1 rRNA gene is annotated in these 729 nt (G+C 44.4%); it reads left to right on the forward strand.

Annotation, left to right across the window (positions count from 1 at the left end):
• Positions 1-93: 93 nt before the first annotated feature.
• Positions 94-729 (forward strand): 16S ribosomal RNA (locus tag RFN28_RS34670); the annotation flags it as partial.

Genomic DNA, 729 nt, shown 5'->3' on the forward strand with positions numbered 1-729 from the left:
GTGACCTTCGAACACTCAAATTTTCCATTTAAACGGATGACGTTCGTGGGGTGTACTGATCGTATGATCTGCATCTTGCGGCGTCCCCGAATGAGTGCTACCTGGTTGATCCTGCCAGTAGTCATATGCTTGTCTCAAAGATTAAGCCATGCATGTCTAAGTATAAGCAATTATACAGCGAAACTGCGAATGGCTCATTATATAAGTTATCGTTTATTTGATAGCACCTTACTACTTGGATAACCGTGGTAATTCTAGAGCTAATACATGCTAAAAATCCCGACTTCGGAAGGGATGTATTTATTAGATTAAAAACCAATGCCTTCGGGCTTTCTGGTGATTCATGATAACTTCTCGAATCGCATGGCCTTGCGCCGGCGATGGTTCATTCAAATTTCTTCCCTATCAACTTTCGATGCGAAGGTCTTGTCTTCGCATGGTTACAACGGGTAACGGAGGGTTAGGGCTCGACCCCGGAGAGGGAGCCTGAGAAATGGCTACCACTTTTAAGGAAGGCAGCAGGCGCGCAAATTACCCAATCCCGACACGGGGAGGTAGTGACAATAAATACTGATACAGGGCTCTTATGGGTCTTGTAATCGGAATGAGTACAATTTAAATCCCTTAACGAGGAACAATTGGAGGGCAAGTCTGGTGCCAGCAGCCGCGGTAATTCCAGCTCCAATAGCGTATATTTAAGTTGTTGCAGTTAAAAAGCTCGTATTTTTT

The organism is Mesorhizobium album, from assembly GCF_033977205.1.
GTDB lineage: Bacteria > Pseudomonadota > Alphaproteobacteria > Rhizobiales > Rhizobiaceae > Mesorhizobium > Mesorhizobium album.